This window comes from Devosia sp. ZB163 (assembly GCF_028613635.1).
Classification (GTDB): Bacteria; Pseudomonadota; Alphaproteobacteria; order Rhizobiales; family Devosiaceae; genus Devosia_A.
The window spans coordinates 101,176-113,108 of the sequence record NZ_JAQRMY010000002.1; the positions used below are offsets into that span (position 1 = coordinate 101,176).

The 11,933-nt window shown below is 69.8% G+C and carries 17 protein-coding genes; 15 read left to right on the top strand and 2 right to left on the bottom strand.

The features are described from left to right. Positions 1–68: 68 nt before the first annotated feature. Entirely contained in the window at positions 69–512 is a 444-nt protein-coding gene (locus PRN20_RS08725; protein ID WP_273956912.1) for an endonuclease domain-containing protein, read from the bottom strand. Here PRN20_RS08725 and PRN20_RS08730 point away from each other — a divergent pair. Further along, positions 511–1,665, top strand: coding sequence for a phage portal protein (locus tag PRN20_RS08730; protein WP_273956913.1), 1,155 nt, complete (start codon positions 511–513; stop codon positions 1,663–1,665). The two genes, PRN20_RS08725 and PRN20_RS08730, sit on opposite strands and share 2 nt — an antisense overlap. A 157-nt stretch (positions 1,666–1,822) precedes the next feature. Here PRN20_RS08730 and PRN20_RS08735 read toward each other — a convergent pair whose 3' ends face one another. After that, positions 1,823–2,053, bottom strand: a complete 231-nt coding sequence (locus tag PRN20_RS08735) for a DUF2442 domain-containing protein (RefSeq protein ID WP_273956914.1) — start codon at positions 2,051–2,053, stop codon at positions 1,823–1,825. Positions 2,054–2,283: 230 nt separating this feature from the next. Here PRN20_RS08735 and PRN20_RS08740 point away from each other — a divergent pair, with 230 nt between their 5' ends. The 14 genes from PRN20_RS08740 to PRN20_RS08805 all read left to right on the top strand — a co-directional run bounded on the left by PRN20_RS08740 (position 2,284) and on the right by PRN20_RS08805 (position 11,928). Then, on the top strand, positions 2,284–2,472 hold the full coding sequence (locus tag PRN20_RS08740) for a hypothetical protein (protein ID WP_273956915.1): 189 nt from the start codon (positions 2,284–2,286) through the stop codon (positions 2,470–2,472). Positions 2,473–2,616: 144 nt separating this feature from the next. Next, entirely contained in the window at positions 2,617–3,126 is a 510-nt protein-coding gene (locus PRN20_RS08745; protein ID WP_273956917.1) for an HK97 family phage prohead protease, read from the top strand. Positions 3,127–3,136: 10 nt separating this feature from the next. Next, on the top strand, positions 3,137–4,363 hold the full coding sequence (locus PRN20_RS08750; RefSeq protein ID WP_273956918.1) for a phage major capsid protein: 1,227 nt from the start codon (positions 3,137–3,139) through the stop codon (positions 4,361–4,363). Between the two features lie 157 nt (positions 4,364–4,520). Continuing rightward, positions 4,521–5,081 (top strand): head-tail connector protein, encoded by a 561-nt coding sequence (locus PRN20_RS08755; protein ID WP_273956919.1) that lies wholly within the window; start codon positions 4,521–4,523, stop codon positions 5,079–5,081. After that, positions 5,078–5,416 carry a phage head closure protein gene (locus tag PRN20_RS08760; RefSeq protein ID WP_273956920.1) on the top strand — a complete coding sequence of 113 codons (339 nt, stop codon included), beginning with the start codon at positions 5,078–5,080 and terminating at the stop codon, positions 5,414–5,416. Before PRN20_RS08755 ends, PRN20_RS08760 begins: the two co-directional genes overlap by 4 nt. A gap of 175 nt (positions 5,417–5,591) precedes the next feature. Then, entirely contained in the window at positions 5,592–5,960 is a 369-nt protein-coding gene (locus PRN20_RS08765) for a DUF3168 domain-containing protein (protein WP_273956921.1), read from the top strand. Between the two features lie 145 nt (positions 5,961–6,105). Continuing rightward, entirely contained in the window at positions 6,106–6,519 is a 414-nt protein-coding gene (locus PRN20_RS08770) for a phage major tail protein, TP901-1 family (protein WP_273956922.1), read from the top strand. A 125-nt stretch (positions 6,520–6,644) separates the two neighbouring features. Beyond that, positions 6,645–6,959 (top strand): gene transfer agent family protein, encoded by a 315-nt coding sequence (locus PRN20_RS08775; RefSeq protein WP_273956923.1) that lies wholly within the window; start codon positions 6,645–6,647, stop codon positions 6,957–6,959. Next, entirely contained in the window at positions 6,956–7,153 is a 198-nt protein-coding gene (locus PRN20_RS08780) for a phage tail assembly chaperone (RefSeq protein WP_273956924.1), read from the top strand. Before PRN20_RS08775 ends, PRN20_RS08780 begins: the two co-directional genes overlap by 4 nt. Next, positions 7,153–7,689, top strand: a complete 537-nt coding sequence (locus tag PRN20_RS08785) for a phage tail tape measure protein (protein WP_273956925.1) — start codon at positions 7,153–7,155, stop codon at positions 7,687–7,689. The genes PRN20_RS08780 and PRN20_RS08785 overlap by 1 nt, the downstream gene beginning before the upstream one ends. Positions 7,690–7,864: 175 nt before the next feature. Then, entirely contained in the window at positions 7,865–8,485 is a 621-nt protein-coding gene (locus PRN20_RS08790) for a DUF2460 domain-containing protein (RefSeq protein WP_273956926.1), read from the top strand. After that, positions 8,482–9,372: a DUF2163 domain-containing protein gene (locus PRN20_RS08795; RefSeq protein ID WP_273956927.1), complete on the top strand. Its 891-nt coding sequence runs from the start codon at positions 8,482–8,484 to the stop codon at positions 9,370–9,372. The genes PRN20_RS08790 and PRN20_RS08795 overlap by 4 nt, the downstream gene beginning before the upstream one ends. After that, complete coding sequence (locus PRN20_RS08800; RefSeq protein ID WP_273956928.1) at positions 9,369–9,785, top strand: NlpC/P60 family protein; 417 nt, start codon at positions 9,369–9,371, stop codon at positions 9,783–9,785. Before PRN20_RS08795 ends, PRN20_RS08800 begins: the two co-directional genes overlap by 4 nt. A gap of 199 nt (positions 9,786–9,984) precedes the next feature. Further along, entirely contained in the window at positions 9,985–11,928 is a 1,944-nt protein-coding gene (locus PRN20_RS08805) for a baseplate multidomain protein megatron (protein ID WP_273956930.1), read from the top strand. Positions 11,929–11,933: the final 5 nt, after the last annotated feature.

Here is an 11,933-nt window from a genome sequence, read left to right on the forward strand (position 1 = left end):
AGACCGGAGCCGCTTTCCCACCCCCTTGTGGGGAGGGGGGACCACGCGAAGCGTGGTGGGTGGGGCGGTCAGGCCCTGCAGGCCGCCAAGATCGCAGCGTAGACGCCGTCGAGATTGGTCAGCACGTCTCGGGTGGTGACGCGAAGCACGCGATAGCCCTGGGAGCGCAGGAATGCGTCACGGCGTGCGTCATACGCGATGGCGGCATCGTCGAAATGGCTGCCGCCATCGACTTCGACGACGAGCTTGGGGCCATGCGCGGCGAAATCGGCATAGTAGGGGCCGAGCGGCACCTGGCGTCGAAAGTGGTAGGGCTTCAGCTGTTCATGGCGCAGCGCCGTCCACAGCACGGCTTCGGCCGGGGACATCCGTCGTCGCATCGATCGGGCGCGGGTGATGCTCAACGGGTCGGTGCCTCCCCCACCCACCGGCTTCGCCGGTCCCCCCTCCCCACAAGGGGGAGGGAAGTCCGACTGCGACAATTGAACGGAATCCGAACAAGGACAAGTCATGCCCAACTGGTTCACGCGCCTCGGCGCGGTGATTTCGGCTGCCGAGCGCAAATCGGGCGGGCCGCAGAGTTTGATGACGGTGACGCAGCTGGGCGAGGCGAGCTGGAGCCGGCGCGGCTTCGTGAGCCTTGCGAACGCGGGCTATGCCCGCAATCCGGTGGTGCATCGCTGCGTGCGGATGATCGCCGAGGCGGCGACGCGCGTGCCGCTGGTGGCGGAGGAGGGCGGCAGGCGGCTGAGCGAGCATCCGGTCGTGCGGTTGCTGGCGCGGCCGAACGCGCGGCAATCGGGCTCCGAGCTGCTTGAGGCGGTCTATGCCTACCTGCAGACGGCGGGGAATGCCTATGTCGCGGCGACGCTGATCGAGGGCGAGGTGCGCGAGCTGCATGTGCTGCGGCCCGACCGCGTGCGCGCCGTGATCGGTCGGGACGGATATCCGGCGGCTTATGCCTACACCGTCGGCGGGCGGACCGTGGAACTGAAGCTCGACAGCAAGCCCGTGGCGGGGCTGCTGCACCTGGCGCTGTTCCACCCGCTCGACGACCACTACGGCATGGCCCCGCTCGAGGCGGCGGCGCAGAGCCTCGACATCCACAATGCGGCGGCCGAGTGGAACAAGGCGCTGCTCGACAACGCGGCGCGGCCCAGCGGGGCGCTGGTCTATTCGGGCGGCAGCGGCACGTTGACCGAGGCGCAGTTCCGGCGGCTGAAGGAGGAGCTGGAGCAGGGGTTTTCCGGAGCGCGGAATGCCGGCCGGCCGCTGGTGCTCGAAGGCGGGCTCGACTGGAAGGCCATGGCGCTGACCCCGGCCGAGATGGATTTCATGGAACTGAAGCACGCCGCAGCGCGCGAGATCGCGCTGGCCTTCGGCGTGCCGCCGATGCTGCTGGGTATCCCCGGCGACAACACCTATGCCAACTATGCCGAAGCCAACCGGGCCTTCTGGCGTTCGACAGTGATCCCGCTGGTGCGGCGCGTGGCCGACGACCTGAGCTTCTGGCTGGCGCCGGGGTTCGGTGGGGTGACGCTGGCGCCGGATGTCGACGGCGTCGAGGCTCTGGCCGAGGACCGGGCGGCGCTGTGGGCACGGGTTGGCGGTGCGGAGTTTCTCACGGATGCGGAGAAGCGGGAGATGCTGGGGGTGGGGGCGTAGCTCAGCTACGGAGTTGGTGCGTGGGGCACGCCCACCCTCAGTCCCTCCCCACAAGGGGGAGGGAGGCGATAGCTGCACGGCCTCGGTTCTTGCGTCTCCCTCCCCCTTGTGGGGAGGGATCAAGGGTGGGGGTGCCCCACGCTCGGCGCTACGGCGGCTAACCCAGCTCTTCGACCGAGATATGCACGTCGAGGTCGGGCCAGTGGAGGCCTTCGCCCTTGCCGATGAACCGCCAGTTGAGGCGGGCGGCGGGGGAGCCGTCGCGGAGGCGAGGGTAGCGGGCGAGCGGGGCGATCAGCTCGCGGCCATCTTCGAGTTTCACTTCGATCGTTGCGGTGCCGAAGCGGACGTCGATGGCCCGGGAGCCGGTGTTGGTCGTCGTGCTCATTGGTCCTCCTCCTAAGAGCATGCGGGAGCGAGGCTAGCTGCGTTCCGGGGGTACGAGAAGGTGGGAAACGCCACCGCTCTCGTCACCACCTCGATGTCATCCCAGCGAAAGCTGGGACCCATTTCGTCGCCCGCGCCTGCCGAGAGCTGGGTCCCTGCCTTCGCAGGGATGACAGCCGGTGGGGTGGGCGATCCGGCGCATGACTGCGGACCAAAACCACGGAGGCCCTTATGGACGAGCTCACCAAATCGATCGTGGCGCGGGGAGACCTGGCGCATCTGGCGCTGTTTGCCTGGGCGATGGGGACGACGGGCCTCCTTGTCTGGGCGCTCAAGGAGCTGGTGGCTGCCAATCGCCGCTTCAACGATTTCGTCAAAGAGATTTCGACGCTGAATCAATTGTTCCGCCGGGAGAAATAAGCCTATGGGGGCAAAGGACAATCCTACTGGGAAACACGTAGCTGGAGAGGTGTTCCGGCAGTTCGCCTGGAACCTCGCCGGAACGCTGGCGAAGCCGGTACGCCGGCAGGTGCGGCCACGGCCCGTGGCGGGGAGCAAGGGCTGATGCTGCCCATTCCCATCGACGAGCGGGGGCGCTTTGCCGGCTATGCGAGCGTCTTCGGGCGGCTCGACGAGGCGGGCGACCTGGTGATGCCGGGCGCCTTTGCGAGATCGCTGGCCCGGCGCGGGGCGAACAAGCTGCGGATGCTGTTCCAGCATGACCCCAAGGAGCCGGTCGGCACCTGGGACGTGGCGCGCGAGGACGGCTACGGGCTCTGGGTCGAGGGCCGGCTCGTGGCGGGCGTGCCGCGCGCCGATGCGTTGCGCCGGCTGATCGAAAAGCGCGCCATCGACGGGCTCTCGATAGGCTTTCGCACGGAGCGGGCGACGCGCGAGGCGCGCAACGGCCAGCGGCGCCTGTGGCAGATCGACCTGTGGGAGATCTCGATCGTGACGTTTCCGATGCTGGCCGATGCCCGCATCGCCGCGGGCGGAGCCAAAGCTCCGTCCCTGTCCGGCACAGCCGCGACGGACCGGTCGCTCAAGGCGGCCATTTCGCTTCTGAAGCAATAGAGGACCACCAATGACCGATCTGACGGACCGCCTTGAGAACAAGGCGTCGACTTCGGCTGCGCCCGATTCCGAGGGACTGCTGGGCGAACTGATGACCGCCTTCGAGGAGTTCAAGCGCACCAATGACGGGCGGCTCAAGGAGCTCGAGAAACGCGGTGCGGCGGACGCGCTGACCGAGGAAAAGCTCGGCCGCCTGAACCAGGCGCTCGATGGCGCCAAGGCCGCGATGGACCGGCTGGCGCTCGACCGGGCCCGCCCGGCGCTCGAGGCGGGGCGGCCCGAGCTGGGCGATGAGTACAAGGACGCGTTCTCGGCCTATGTGAAGCGCGGCGAGGAGAAGGCGCTCTCGATCGGCTCGAACCCGGACGGCGGCTATCTCGTGCCGGCCGAGACCGAGAGCGAGATCCTGAAGCGGCTGACGGCGATCTCGCCGATCCGCGCCATCGCCTCGGTGCGCAATGTCAGCTCGAGCCTCTACAAGAAGCCGGTGACGCTGGCCGGCCCGGCGGTGGGCTGGGTGGCCGAGACGGCGAGCCGGCCGCAGACCGCGAGCCAGACCATCGACAGCATCGATTTCCCGACCGCCGAACTCTACGCCATGCCGGCGGCGACGGCAGCCTTTCTCGATGACGCGGCGGTGGATGTGGGCCAGTGGATCGCCGACGAGGTGAACACCGCCTTCGCCGAGCAGGAGACGACGGCGTTCGTTTCCGGCAACGGCACCAACAAGCCCAAGGGCTTCCTCGCCGAAACGCAGGTGGCGGAAGCGAGCTGGGCCTGGGATGCGATCGGCTATCTGGCGACCGGCGTTTCCGGCAACTGGCCGGCGGGCGACCAGAGCGACGTGCTGATCGACCTCGTCTATGCGCTGAAGGCCGGCTATCGCCAGAACGCCAGCTGGGTGATGAACCGCAGGACGCAGGGCGCGGTGCGCAAGCTGAAGGACGCCGACGGCAACTACCTGTGGTCGCCCGGAGCTGCGGCCGGGGCGAAGGCGACACTGCTCGGCTTCGACCTCGTCGAGGCCGAGGATATGCCCAATATCGGCGCCGGCACGACGCCCATCGCCTTCGGCGACTTCCGCCGCGGCTATCTCGTGGTGGACCGCATGGGCGTGAACGTGCTGCGCGACCCGTACTCGGCCAAGCCCTACGTGCTGTTCTACACGACCAAGCGCGTGGGTGGCGGCGTGCAGGACTTCGACGCGATCAAGCTGCTGAAGTTCTCGGCGAGCTGACGGGTCGGAGCGCTCGGCGCCCCTCACCCTGACCCTCTCCCCAGCGGGGAGAGGGGACGCACCTTGCGCGGGCGGTGCCCCTATCGCCCCCTCGCCCCTTTGGGGAGAGGGTTGGGGTGAGGGGCGCCAAGACCACCCAACCTTTCAAGGACATCCAATGATTTCCTACCTTCTCGCGGGACCCGCGGAGGAGCCGGTTTCGCTTGCCGAGGCGCGGGCTTTCCTGAGGCTCGACGGCACAGGCGAGGACGGGCTGGTGACGACGCTGATCGCGGCGGCGCGGCTGCACCTCGAGGGCACGACCGGGCGGGCGCTGGTGCGCCAGAGTTGGCGGCTGGTGCTCGATCGCTGGCCGGTGGAGCAGGCGCTGCGGCTGCCGGTTTCGCCGGTGCTCGAACTGGTCGCGGTTCGCGCCTTCGACGAGCAGGACGACGAGCACGCGATCGGGCTCGGACAGTTCCAGCTCGAGCCGATGGGGCTGATGTTGCCGGCGACGGTCGCGGGCATGCCGGTGCTGCGCGAGCGGCTCGCCATCGAGATCGACTATGACGCGGGCTATGGCGCTGCCGGCGACGTGCCGGCGGACCTGAAGCAGGCGCTGCTGGCGCTGGTGGCGCACTGGTTCGAGCATCGCGATGCGGCGGTGGTGGCCGCCTCGGGCGTGGCGCCGGCGGGGTTCGACCGGCTTGTCGCGCACTATCGCGCGGTGCGGCTGTGACCGCGGCGCCGCCGGTGGGGAGCCTCACCGACCGCGTCTCGCTGCAGCGGCGCGAGACGACGGGCGAGGACGAGGGCGGGCACGCGGTGATCTTCGTGCCGGTGACCTCGCTCTGGGCCCGGGTCCGCGCGCTGAGCGGCCGGCAGGTCGGCGAGGCCGATGCGCGGGGCGTGGCGGTGAGCCATTCCGTGGTGCTGCGGTTCAGGACCGACGTGAAGGCGGGGGACCGCTTCGGCTATCGCGGGCGCTGGCTGAGCGTGGTTTCGGCGGTGGATCTGAACGGGCGCCGCGCCTGGCTGAGCTGCGCCTGCGTGGAGACGGGGGTGGTGGGGTGAGCGGGTTGGCATCGAGCGTGGGGCTCACCCCCACCCAGCTGCGCTACAGGCCGCTGGCCCTGGCTGCGCTACCCTCCCCCCAAGGGGGAGGGAGGGCGTTTGTGGCAACGGCAGCGCCACACCGTCTCCCTCCCCTTGATGGGGAGGGATCAAGGGTGGGGTGGGGCGGCGCGCCATGACCCATCCGATCATCGAACTGCAGTCGGCACTGGTGGCGAACCTCCGCGGCGACCCCGGGCTGGCCGGCGTCGGCATCTTCGATGCGCCGCCGCAGGCTGCGTCGCCGCCCTATGTCGCCATCGCCCGGCACGACCTGCTGCCGCGCGATGGCGATGTGACGCTGCATGTTTGGGCCGGGCAGCCGAGCCGGAAGGCGGCGCTGGCGATTGCCGAGCGCGTCGTGGCGGTGGCCGAGGCGCTGACTGCCGTCGGGCTGGCCGTGACGCATATCCAGCACGAGCGGACCGATACGGCGATCGACGGCGAAACCGGGCAGGCGCGGGCGGCGGTGGCGGTGCGGTTCTTCTCGGAGCCGGTGGCTTAGCCACTGAGCGCTCTGCAGCGCCTCCCTCCCCCTTGAGGGGAGGGATCGAGGGAGGGGGTCGTCCGGTGATCACCGATGGACCCCCACCCCCACCCCCTCCCCTCAAGGGGGAGGGGAGCCGGATAGTTCACTTGGGAGACGCGACATGACCGCCCAGAGCGGCAAGGACATGCTGTTGAAGCTCGACCAGAGCGGGTCGGGGAGTTTCGTCACGGTGGCGGGGCTGCGCTCGCGGAGCCTCGCGTTCAATGCGGCGGCGATCGACGTGACCGACGCGGAGAGTGCCGGGCGCTGGCGCGAACTGCTGGCGGGCGGCGGGATCAAGCGGGCGGCGGTGGCCGGGTCGGGGATCTTCAAGGACCAGGCGTCGGACGCGACGATCCGCTCGCTGTTCTTTGCGGGAACGATCCGCAACTGGCAGCTGATCCTGCCCGATTTCGGCACGGTCGAGGGACCGTTCCAGATCGTGGCGCTGGAGTTTGCCGCGGATCACGCCGGCGAGGTGACGTTCGAACTGGCGCTGGAGAGTGCCGGGCAGCTGAGCTTTGCGGTGGCCTAGCCTCCCTCCCCCTTGAGGGGAGGGATCGAGGGAGGGGGTAGTTCGGTGATCACCGATGGACCCCCACCCCCAACCCCTCCCCTCAGGGGGGAGGGGAGCGAGGGTTCTGTGCAGGAGGAGAGGTAATGCCAAACATTCAGCGCGGTGAGATATCGGCCGTGTTCGAGGGTGAGGAGCGGGTGCTGTGCCTGACGCTGGGGGCGCTGGCGGAGCTGGAGGCGCGGCTGCAGGCGGGGGATCTCGTGGGCTTGAGCGAGCGGTTCAGCTCGGGGCGGGTTTCGGCGCGGGACCTGACGGCGATCATCGGGGCGGGCTTACGCGGCGGTGGCAATGCCATCACCGACGATGACCTAGCGCGGATGGCGATCGAGGGCGGGCTGAAGGGCGCGGCGGAAATCGCGGCGCGGCTGCTGCGCGCGACGTTCGGGGAGGCGGCATGAAAGCGTTTCCGTGGGACGAGGCGATGCGGTTCGGTTTCGGCGTGCTGGGGCTTTCGAGCAGGGAGTTCTGGGGGCTGACGCCGAGGGAGCTGGCGGCGGCCTTCGAGGCGCGGGCAGGGCGGGCGCGGGGCGTGGTGCCGGGGCGCGAAATGCTCGGCCGGCTGATGGCGGCCTTTCCTGACGAGGTGACGTGATGGCGGATCCGTTTGGCGACAGCCTCGCGGGGCTCGACGACGTATCGGCGGAACTCGAGCGGATCGGCGACCTGGCGGACGGCGTTGGCAAGTCGCTGAGCCGGGCGTTTCGCGGTGCGGTGCTCGACGGCAAGTCGCTGAAATCGGTGCTGGGCGAGGTGGCGGGGGCCTTTGCCGAGATTGCGCTGAAGGCGGCGTTCAAGCCAGTTGCCGGGCTGGTGAGCGGAGCGATCGAGAGCCTGTTCCAGATGACCAACCCGGCGGTGACGCCGTTCGCCAAGGGCGGCGTGCTGGCGAGCCCGGCGTATTTTCCGCTCGGGCGCGGACTGGGGCTGGCGGGTGAGGCCGGGGCCGAAGCGATCCTGCCGCTGGCGCGCGGATCGGACGGGCGGCTGGGTGTCGCCGGCGGTGGCGGCGGGGCGGTGAACGTGACGTTCAACGTGACGGCGAGTGATGCGCGGAGTTTTGCGGCGAGCGAGGCGGAGTTGAGCGCGATGCTGCTGCGGGCGGTTCGGCGGGGGACGCGGGGGAGTTAGTCCGTTCAGTGCGCTTGGCTGCCCCTCACCCTGGCCCTCTCCCCTCGGAGGGCGCTATCGCACCTCCTAGGAGGGGAGAGGGGACGCACTTTTGAACTGCCGGTGCCACATCGCCCCCTCGCCCCTCTGGGGAGAGGGTTGGGGTGAGGGGCGGCCACACGCGAGGATATCTCAGATGACCTTCCATCCCAGCCGCTTTCCCCTCGACATATCGCTTGGCGCCCGTGGGGGGCCTGAGCGCGCCACCGACATCGTGACGCTCGCCTCCGGGCGCGAGGAGCGCAACAGCCGGTGGGCGCATTCGCGGCGGCGGTACAATGCCGGCTATGGGGTGAAGTCGCGGGCCGACATGCAGGCGGTGCTGGCGTTCTTCGAGGAGCGGCGGGGGCGGTTCCATGCGTTCCTTTGGCGCGATGGGCTCGACCATTCATCGAACGGGACCGAGGCGCCGACGGCGCTGGACCAGATGATCGGGACGGGCGATGGCGTACGTGTTTCCTTCGATCTGACTAAGCGTTATGGCGCCGAGTTCGACCCCTACCTGAGGCCGATAACGAAGCCGGTGGCGGGGTCGGTGATGGTGGCGGTGGGGGGCGTCGTGACCACGGACTTCGAGGTCGATCCGCTGACCGGGAGGGTGACCTTCGAGGCGGCGCCGGGGGCGGGAGCCGTGGTGACGGCGGGGTTCCTGTTCGATGTGCCGGTGCGGTTCGACATCGACCGGCTGGATGTGGAACTGACCAGCTTCGATGCGGCCGAGGTGCCGGCGATCCCGCTGATCGAGGTGCGCGAATGAGGGCGCTGGAGGCGGGATTTGCCGCCCACATTGCGAGCGGCGCGACGACGCTGGCCACCTGCTGGCGGATCGTGCGGAGCGACGGGCTGGTGCTGGGTTTCACCGACCATGACGTGGCGCTGGCGTTCGGCGACACACAGTATCTGCCGGCGCACGGGCTCGACGGCGGAGAGCGGACCGGGAAACTCGGCGCGAGCGTGGATACGACCGAGGTCGCCGGCGTGCTGCACTCGGACGCCATATCGGAGGAGGACATCCTGCTCGGCCGGTTCGACGGGGCGGAGGTGGAGACCTGGCGGGTCAACTGGCGCGACGTGAACCAGCGGGTGCTGCTGGGGCGGGCGACCATCGGCGAGATTGTGCGCGAGGACGGGGTGTTCCGCGCCGAGCTGCGCTCGGGTCAACACGCGATCAACCAGCCGAAGGGGCGGATCTACCAGGCGCTGTGCGACGCGGAACTGGGGGATGCCCGCTGCCGGGTGAACCTCGACGATCAGGACTATCGCGCCGAGGCGGCGGTGGTCGGGGTGCGGGATCGGTTCCGGATCGTGATCGGGGGGATCGAGGGTTTTGAGCCGGGCTGGTTCGCCTTTGGCGTTGCGGCCTGGGGGAGCGGCAGGCGCGAAGGCCTGCGGGACCGGGTGGTGACGCATGAGCGGCTGGGTGGCGTGGACGTGCTGGGCTTCGGCTCGGCGGTGGGGGAATGGGTCGATGCGGCGGATCAGCTGGTGCTGACGGCGGGGTGCGACAGGCGGTTTGCGACATGCCGGGAGCGGTTCGGCAACGTGGCGAACTTCCGCGGCTTTCCGCACATCCCGGGCACCGACTTCGTACTGCGCTACCCGCGCGAGGGAGCGGTGATGGACGGGCGGACGCTGGTCGGATGAGCGCCCAGATCGTGGCGGCGGCCCGGGCCTGGGTCGGCACGCCCTACCGGCACCGGGCGGCAACGCTCGGGGCAGGGTGCGACTGCCTCGGGCTGCTCGTCGGGGTGTGGCGGGCGGTTTATGGGACGGAGCCACCGGAGCTGCCGAACTACCGGGCGGACTGGCGGGATGCCTCGCATGCGGCGGAGCTGGAGGCGCTGGCCGGGCAGTGGCTGGCGCCGGGGGCGATGGGTCCCGGGGCGGTGCTGCTGTTCCGCATGGGGGCAGCGGCGTTGCCGCGGCATTGCGGGATCATGGTGGGCGAGGGGCGGTTCGTCCACGCGCAGGAGCGGCTGGGCGTGGTGGAGGGGAACCTCACGGATGGGTGGCGGAAGCGGGTGGCGCGGGTGCTGGCGTTTCCGACACTGGGCTAGCAGTCGGGTGCCTTCTCCCCTTGTGGGAGAAGGTGGCGCGGAGCGCCGGATGAGGGGTCCTGTCCGCGCATTGCGTCGCTCGTCGCTTCGCTCCGACCGCACAACCCAAGGGGTTGCGCGACCCCTCATCCGCCCTTCGGGCACCTTCTCCCACAAGGGGAGAAGGCCCTGACTGGATCATCCAGCTCTAGGAGACATCATGGCAACTCTCGCACTACCCGTCGCCGGGCAGTTCATTGGTGGAGCGATTGGTGGGCCGATCGGCGCGACTATTGGCAGGGCGCTGGGGGCGCTGGCTGGGTCGGTGGTCGATCAGGCGCTGTTTGCGGAGAAGCCGCAGCGGGCGCCCGGGGTGGATATCCGGATTTCGGGGTCGGCCGAGGGCGGGGCGGTGCCGCGGCTCTATGGCTGGAACCGGCTGGCCGGCAACATCATCTGGGCGACCGAGCTCGAGGAGATTGCCGGCGAGGACTCGGGCGCCAAGGGCACGGCGCCGGAGGCCGAAGAGCGGCAGGTCGTGGCGAGCTTTGCCGTTGGGCTGTGCGAGGGCGAGGTGCACCGGCTCGGACGCGTCTGGGCCGATGGGCAGGTGCTCGAGACCGAGGGGATGACGATCCGCTTCTATCGCGGAACGGAGACGCAGCAGGCGGACAGCCTGATGGAGGCCAGGCAGGGAAGCGACGCCGCGCCGGCCTATCGCGGGCTCTGCTACCTCGTGTTCGAGCGGCTGCCGCTCGGCCAGTTCGGCAACCGCATCCCCAACATCACGGTGGAACTCTGTCGCGTGGTCGGCGAGCTTGAGCCGATGATCCGCTCGGTGACGGTGATCCCGGGGGCGACCGAGTTCGGCTACGACCCGGTGCCGCGCGTCCGCGTGACGGGGCGGGGCGCCGTGGGGCGCGAGAACGCCCATGCTTCGGCGCTGGTGAGCGACTGGACACTGTCGATCGACGAGCTGGCAGATCTCTGTCCGAACCTCGATCACGTTTCGCTTGTCGTGGCCTGGTTCGGCGACGATCTGCGCTGCGGCGAATGCTCGATCCGACCCAAGGTCGAGGCGGCCAGCCGCACGATCAAGGGCACGAGCTGGAGCGTTGCGGGGCTGACGCGGGCGACGGCGCAGGTGGTTTCGAGCCACGGCGGCGGGCCGGCCTATGGCGGGACGCCTTCCGATGCGGCGGTGCGGGCGGTGATCGCCGACCTCAAGGCGCGCGGGCTCGAGGTGACGATCTACCCGATGCTGCTGATGGACATCCCGGCGGGCAACCCGATGGGGCAGCCGGCCTATCCCTGGCGCGGGCGGATCGCGCCGGTGGGCGGCGGCGCTGCGGCGCAGGTCGCAGAGTTCGTCGGCTCGGCCGGTGGGTGGGGCTACCGCCGTTTCGTCCGGCACTACGCCCGGCTCGCGGACGAGGCGGGGGCGGACTCGCTGGTGATCGGCTCCGAGATGATCGGCATGACCACGGCGCGCGGTACGGGCGGGTTCCCGTTCGTCGATGCGCTGGTGACGCTGGCGGCGGAGGCAAGGGCGCTGGCGCCTTCGGTGGAGCTGACCTACGCGGCGGACTGGAGCGAGTATCACGGCTACCAGCCGCCGGACGCGCCGGGAGACAAGTGGTTTCATCTCGATCCGCTCTGGGCCAGCGACGACATCGCGATGGTGGGGATCGACAACTACATGCCGATCGCCGACTGGCGCGACGGCGAGGACGGGCCGGACGCGGGGAGCGATGGGCCCTATGGCCTCGCCCATCTCGAGGCGGGGATCGACGGCGGCGAGGGGTTCGACTGGTACTATGCCAGTGCCTCCGACCGGCTGGCGGGCGCGCGAAGCCCGATCAGCGACGGGGCGCATGGCGAGCACTGGGTCTGGCGGTTCAAGGATATCGCCGGCTGGTGGGGCAACGCGCATCACGACCGGGTCGGCGGAGTGCGCGCGGCGAGCCCGACGGCCTGGGTGCCGGGGATGAAGCCGATCTGGTTCACGGAACTCGGGTGCGGAGCGGTCGACAAGGGCGCCAACCAGCCGAACATGTTTCCGGACGCAAAGAGCGCCGAGGACGGGCGGCCGCATTTCTCGACGGGCGCGCCGGATGCGCTGATGCAGCGCCAGTTCCTGCGCGCGCACCTCAACCACTGGTAGGGCGA

Coding starts and splice junctions, on each gene's coding strand:
- PRN20_RS08730 (WP_273956913.1), top strand. CDS start 511: ATGCCCAACTGGTTCACGCGCCTCGGCGCGGTGATTTCGGCTGCCGAG.
- PRN20_RS08725 (WP_273956912.1), bottom strand. CDS start 512: ATGACTTGTCCTTGTTCGGATTCCGTTCAATTGTCGCAGTCGGACTTC.
- PRN20_RS08735 (WP_273956914.1), bottom strand. CDS start 2,053: ATGAGCACGACGACCAACACCGGCTCCCGGGCCATCGACGTCCGCTTC.
- PRN20_RS08740 (WP_273956915.1), top strand. CDS start 2,284: ATGGACGAGCTCACCAAATCGATCGTGGCGCGGGGAGACCTGGCGCAT.
- PRN20_RS08745 (WP_273956917.1), top strand. CDS start 2,617: ATGCTGCCCATTCCCATCGACGAGCGGGGGCGCTTTGCCGGCTATGCG.
- PRN20_RS08750 (WP_273956918.1), top strand. CDS start 3,137: ATGACCGATCTGACGGACCGCCTTGAGAACAAGGCGTCGACTTCGGCT.
- PRN20_RS08755 (WP_273956919.1), top strand. CDS start 4,521: ATGATTTCCTACCTTCTCGCGGGACCCGCGGAGGAGCCGGTTTCGCTT.
- PRN20_RS08765 (WP_273956921.1), top strand. CDS start 5,592: ATGACCCATCCGATCATCGAACTGCAGTCGGCACTGGTGGCGAACCTC.
- PRN20_RS08770 (WP_273956922.1), top strand. CDS start 6,106: ATGACCGCCCAGAGCGGCAAGGACATGCTGTTGAAGCTCGACCAGAGC.
- PRN20_RS08775 (WP_273956923.1), top strand. CDS start 6,645: ATGCCAAACATTCAGCGCGGTGAGATATCGGCCGTGTTCGAGGGTGAG.
- PRN20_RS08780 (WP_273956924.1), top strand. CDS start 6,956: ATGAAAGCGTTTCCGTGGGACGAGGCGATGCGGTTCGGTTTCGGCGTG.
- PRN20_RS08785 (WP_273956925.1), top strand. CDS start 7,153: ATGGCGGATCCGTTTGGCGACAGCCTCGCGGGGCTCGACGACGTATCG.
- PRN20_RS08790 (WP_273956926.1), top strand. CDS start 7,865: ATGACCTTCCATCCCAGCCGCTTTCCCCTCGACATATCGCTTGGCGCC.
- PRN20_RS08795 (WP_273956927.1), top strand. CDS start 8,482: ATGAGGGCGCTGGAGGCGGGATTTGCCGCCCACATTGCGAGCGGCGCG.
- PRN20_RS08800 (WP_273956928.1), top strand. CDS start 9,369: ATGAGCGCCCAGATCGTGGCGGCGGCCCGGGCCTGGGTCGGCACGCCC.
- PRN20_RS08805 (WP_273956930.1), top strand. CDS start 9,985: ATGGCAACTCTCGCACTACCCGTCGCCGGGCAGTTCATTGGTGGAGCG.